Origin of the sequence: Geodermatophilus sp. DF01-2, from assembly GCF_004571065.1 — a bacterium.
Taxonomy (GTDB): Bacteria; Actinomycetota; Actinomycetes; order Mycobacteriales; family Geodermatophilaceae; genus Geodermatophilus.
Window position 1 is genome coordinate 1 of record NZ_SPQN01000144.1, and the last position, 5,491, is coordinate 5,491.

General features: G+C 74.3%; 5 protein-coding genes. All 5 read left to right on the plus strand.

What is annotated here, in order from left to right; all coding sequences use genetic code 11:
• Positions 1–347 precede the first annotated feature (347 nt).
• Entirely contained in the window at positions 348–917 is a 570-nt protein-coding gene (locus E4P41_RS21120) for an MOSC N-terminal beta barrel domain-containing protein (protein WP_135143162.1), read from the plus strand.
• Between the two features lie 10 nt (positions 918–927).
• A complete protein-coding gene (locus E4P41_RS21125; protein ID WP_135143163.1) occupies positions 928–2,040 on the plus strand; it encodes a CapA family protein in 1,113 nt (370 codons plus the stop codon).
• A gap of 65 nt (positions 2,041–2,105) precedes the next feature.
• Complete coding sequence (gene thrS / locus E4P41_RS21130) at positions 2,106–4,130, plus strand: threonine--tRNA ligase (RefSeq protein ID WP_135143164.1); 2,025 nt, start codon at positions 2,106–2,108, stop codon at positions 4,128–4,130.
• Positions 4,127–4,729, plus strand: a complete 603-nt coding sequence (locus tag E4P41_RS21135) for an HIT domain-containing protein (protein WP_135143165.1) — start codon at positions 4,127–4,129, stop codon at positions 4,727–4,729. The genes thrS and E4P41_RS21135 overlap by 4 nt, the downstream gene beginning before the upstream one ends.
• Position 4,730: 1 nt before the next feature.
• Complete coding sequence (pgsA, locus tag E4P41_RS21140; protein ID WP_135143166.1) at positions 4,731–5,417, plus strand: phosphatidylinositol phosphate synthase; 687 nt, start codon at positions 4,731–4,733, stop codon at positions 5,415–5,417.
• Positions 5,418–5,491: the final 74 nt, after the last annotated feature.

The following is a 5,491-nucleotide window of genomic DNA, read 5'->3' on the forward strand; positions in this document are numbered from 1 at the left end:
GCCGCGAACGCGGCCGACGAGCGTCGGCGAGGAGGACCCGTGAGCGAGCTTGCGAGCGAACGCATGGGCACAGCAGCGCCGCGAACGCGGCCGACGAGCGCCGGCGAGGAGGACCCGTGAGCGAGCTCGCGAGCGAACGCATGGGCACAGCAGCGCCGCGAACGCGGCCGACGAGCGTCGGCGAGGAGGACCCGTGAGCGAGCTTGCGAGCGAACGCATGGGCACAGCAGCGCCGCGAACGCGGCCGACGAGCGCCGGCGAGGAGGACCCGTGAGCGAGCTTGCGAGCGAACGCATGGGCACAGCAGCGCCGCGAACGCGGCCGACGAGCGCCAGCGAGGAGGACTCGTGAGCGATGTGGGCAGCGTCGTGCAGGTGACGGTCTACCCGGTGAAGAGCCTCGGCGGCCGCACCGTGGGGGAGGCCGAGGTCGGGGCGGCGGGCCTGGTCGGTGACCGGGCCTGGGCGGTCGTCGACGCCACCACGGGGGAGCGGGTGACGGTGAAGAGCACGCCCGCGATGGCCGAGGTCGTCGCCTCCGGGGACGACGAGGCCGACGCGATCACCCTGACCGAGGTGCTCGGTCGCCCCGTCCGGCTGGAGCGGGCCGCCGAGCCGCAGGTGGACGCCGCTGCGGTGCACCTGGTCAGCAGGGCGGCCGTGGCCCGCGCCGCCGCCGGTGACGTCCCGGAGGGCTGCTCGGCCGACGATCCCCGCGCCAACCTGCTGCTCGACCTGCCCGAGGGCGAGGACGAGCGCGGCTGGGTCGGGTGCACCGTGCGCGTCGGCGAAGTGGTGGTCTCCGTGACCCGCACGCCCAAGCACTGCCTGGGGGTCTACGCCGAGGTGCGACAGCCGGGCACGGTGCGTGCCGGCGACCGCGTCGAGGTCCTGGCCGGCCCCGACCCGGCTCCCTGACGGCGGCCCCGTGTCGAGCAACCTCCGCCGGACGGGCACCGCGGTCGCGCTGGCCCTCGTGCTGGCGGGCTGCGGCACCGCGCCCGACGACCCCGCAGCCGCGCCGTCCACCGCGTCCGCCGCCGAGCCCCCGCCCGAGAGCGTGACGCTCGTCGCCACCGGTGACGTGCTCGTCCACCAGGACGGCGCACTGGAGGCCGGCGCGGCCACCGGCGGGGGCGGGTACGACTTCTCCGCGGTGTTCGCGCCGGTCGCCCCGCTGCTGCGGGACGCGGACCTGGCGATCTGCCACCTGGAGACGCCGGTCGCCCCGGCGGGTGGTCCGCACCGGGGGTACCCGAGCTTCGCCGTCCAGCCCGAGGTCGTCGACGCGCTCGCCGAGGCGGGCTACGACCTGTGCTCCACGGCGTCGAACCACTCGCTGGACGACGGCGCCGGCGGTCTGGCGCGCACCCTCGACGCCCTCGACGCGGCCGGGATCGCGCACACCGGCACGTACCGGACCGAGGCCGAGAGCACGACGCCGGTGGTGGTGGACGCCGGCGGGGTGCGGGTCGGCCACGTCGCGGCCACCTGGAGCCTCAACGGGGTGCCGCTGCCGGCCGGTCGGCCGTGGGCGGTGGACGTCGCCGACGTGCCGGACGTCGACGGCATGCTGGCCGCCGCCGCCCGGGCCCGCGCGGCCGGTGCCGAGATCGTGGTGGCCAGCCTGCACTGCTGCACCGAGTACGACCACGACCCCACGACTGCCCAGGAGGAGGCGGCGCGGGCGCTGCTCGCCTCGCCCGACGTCGACCTCGTGCTGGGCCACCACGCGCACGTCGTCCAGCCGTTCGAGCGGATCGACGGCGAGTGGGTCGCCTACGGCCTCGGCAACCACCTGGCCGAGCACTCGACCCGCGGGTACCCGACCGAGGACTCGGTCGCCGCCCGGTTCACCTTCACCCGTGGTGACGACGGCCGGTTCACCGTCACCCGCGCCGAGGCGGTGCCGCTGCGCATCGACCGCCGTCCGGACGCCGTCCAGGTCGTCCCCGCCGACCCGGCCACCTACGAGCGGGTGGCCGCGGTGCTGGACCGCCGCGGTGCCGTCGCCGACGGGCTGGGCGTCGTCCCGGGGTGACGCGCGTCGCGCACTAGGCTCGGGGTCCTTCCCGCCACCCGTCCGTCGACCTCGCAGGAGCTCCCGTGTCAGCCGCGCCCACCCTCGCCGCCACCGCCCCGCTCCGGGTGTCGGCCGGGACGACGGCCCAGGACGCGCTGAAGGCGGCCGGGATCCCGCTCAAGGGCCCCGGCGGCGCGGTGGTCGTCCGTGACCTGGCGACCGGGGAACTCAGGGACCTGGCCTGGGCCCCCGAGGTCGACGCCGAGGTGGAGCCGGTACCCGCCGCCAGCCCGGAGGGGCGGGCGGTGATCCGACACTCCACGGCGCACGTGCTGGCCCAGGCGGTGCAGGATCTCTTCCCCGGCACCCGGCTGGGCATCGGCCCGCCGGTGGAGAACGGCTTCTACTACGACTTCGCCCCCGAGCGGCCCTTCACCCCCGAGGACCTCGCGGCCCTCGAGAAGCGGATGCAGGAGATCGTCAAGGCGGGTCAGTACTTCTCCCGTCGCGAGGTCAGCGACGCCGATGCCGGGACCGAGCTCGCGCACGAGCCGTTCAAGCTCGAGCTGATCGGGCTCAAGGGTGGTGCCGGCGAGGCCGCCGAGGGCGCCGACGTCGAGGTCGGCGGCGCCCAGCTGACCATGTACGACAACCGGGACGCCCGCACCGGCGACCTGGTGTGGACCGACCTGTGCCGCGGCCCGCACCTGCCGCGGACGTCGAACATCCCGGCGTTCTCGCTCACCCGGTCCGCGGCCGCCTACTGGCGGGGCAGCGAGAAGAACCCGCAGCTCCAGCGGATCTACGGCACCGCGTGGGAGAGCAGGGAGGCGCACAAGGCCTACCTCGAGCAGCTGGCCGAGGCCGAGCGCCGCGACCACCGCCGGCTCGGCGCCGAGCTCGATCTCTTCAGCTTCCCCGACGAGATCGGCTCGGGCCTGGCGGTGTTCCACCCCAAGGGCGGCGTGGTCAAGCGGGAGATGGAGGACTACGTCCGCCGCCGGCACATCGAGGAGGGTTTCGACTACGTCGGGACGCCGCACATCAGCAAGCGCGGCCTGTTCGAGACCTCCGGGCACCTGCCGTACTACGCCGACACCATGTTCCCGCCCATGGAGCTTGAGAGCAGCGAGTACTACCTCAAGGCCATGAACTGCCCGATGCACAACCTGATCTTCAGGTCGCGCGGGCGGTCCTACCGTGAGCTGCCGCTGCGCTTCTTCGAGTTCGGCTCCGTCTACCGGTACGAGAAGTCCGGCGTCGTGCACGGCCTGACCCGGGTGCGCGGGCTGACGCAGGACGACTCGCACAGCTACGTGACCCCGGAGCAGGCGCCCGGTGAGATCCGCCACCTGCTGGCGTTCGTGCTCGGGCTGCTGCGCGACTTCGGCCTGGACGACTACTACCTGGAGCTGTCCACCCGCGGGGACTCCGACAAGTTCATCGGGTCGGACGAGCAGTGGGCGGTCGCCACGGGAGTGCTCGAGCAGGCGGCCCGCGAGACCGGGCTGGAGCTCGTGCCCGACCCCGGCGGCGCGGCGTTCTACGGCCCGAAGATCTCGGTGCAGGCGCGGGACGCGATCGGCCGCACGTGGCAGATGTCGACCATCCAGTACGACTTCAACCAGCCGGCGCGCTTCGGCCTGGAGTACACGACCGCCGACGGCTCGCGGCAGCAGCCGGTGATGATCCACTCGGCGAAGTTCGGGTCGATCGAGCGCTTCTTCGGCGTCCTCACCGAGCACTACGCGGGCGCCTTCCCGGCGTGGCTGGCGCCGGTGCAGGTCGTCGGCATCCCGGTCACCGACGAGCAGGTCACCTACCTGCGTGACGTCGCGCTGCAGCTGCGCGCCCGCGGCATCCGCGTGGAGATCGACGACTCCGACGACCGGATGCAGAAGAAGATCCGCACCGCCAGCAAGCAGAAGGTGCCGTTCGTGCTCATCGCCGGCGCGACCGACGCCGAGGCCGGCGCGGTCTCCTTCCGCTTCCGCGACGGCAGCCAGCACAACGGGGTGCCCGTCGACCAGGCGGTGGCCGCGATCGCACAGTGGGTGGACAGCCGGGCGAACGCCGACCCGACGGCCGATGCCCTGGTGGCCGGATGAGCACGGGGCAGGGCCGGGCGGGTTCCGGGGCCGAGGATGCCTCCCGGGTCGCGGTCTCCGGCGACGACGGGGGGCCCACCACGGTCTTCGAGCACCTGTGGACCCCGTACCGCATGGCCTACATCCGCGGCGAGGGCAAGCCCACCGGCGCCCACGACTGCCCGTTCTGCCTCATCCCGCAGATGGGCGACGAGGAGGGACTGGTCGTCGCCCGTGGGGAGCGGGTCTACGCCGTCCTCAACCTGTACCCCTACAACGCCGGGCACCTGATGCTGGTGCCGTACCGGCACGTGCCCGACTACACCGACCTCACCCCTGCGGAGGTCGCCGAGCTGGGCCGGTTCACCCAGACGGCCATGCAGGTGGTGCGCGCGGTGTCGGGCGCGCACGGGTTCAACATCGGCATGAACCAGGGCTCGGTCGCCGGCGCCGGCATCGCCGACCACCTGCACCAGCACGCGGTGCCGCGGTGGGGCGGGGACACCAACTTCATGCCGGTCATCGGGCTCACCCGCGTGCTGCCGCAGGTGCTGCGCGAGACCCGGACGCTGCTGGCCCGGAACTGGCCGGACGGTCGCCCCGGCTCCGCGGGGACCTGAGGTGCTCGGCGTCAACGCCCGCGCCGCGGTGGGCCGCTTCTGGGCCCCCGTGGTGGCCCGGCTGGCCCGTGCCGGGGTCACCCCGGACGCAGTGACGCTGGTCGGCACGCTGGGCGCGATCGGCGGCGCGGTCGGCCTGATCGCGACCGGGCACCTGTTCTGGGGCGCGTTCACCGTCACCGTCTTCGTGCTGCTCGACATGCTCGACGGCGCGCTGGCCCGGGCCCGCGGCGGCGGCTCGGTGTTCGGGGCGGTGCTGGACTCCACCGGCGACCGCGCGGCCGACGCGGCGATCTTCGGCGCGCTGGTCTGGTGGTTCTCGGGAGCCGGCGCGAACCGGCTGATCGTGCTGCTCGCGCTGCTGTGCCTGGTCCTCGGCGTGCTGACCTCCTACGTCAAGGCCCGCGCCGAGGGCATGGGGCTACGCTGCGACGTCGGGATCGTGGAGCGCACCGAGCGGCTGATCCTCGTGCTGGTCGGCACCGGGTTCTCCGGGTTGGGCATCCCCTACGCCCTGCACGTGGCGCTGTGGGTGCTGCTGGTGGGCAGCGCGGTCACCGTCGCCCAGCGCTTCGCCGCCGTCCACCGGCAGGCCCGCGGCAGGTCGCTGCCCACCCCGCCGTCGTCCACCCCGCCGTCGTCCACCCCGCCGCCGGCCGGCTCGCCCTCCCAGGGGCTGGTGCCGTGACCGACGCGCCGGGGGCGGACGCCCGGCCGCCGGCCACACCCGCCCCCGGGCTGCGGCTGGTCCCGGTCCGGCCG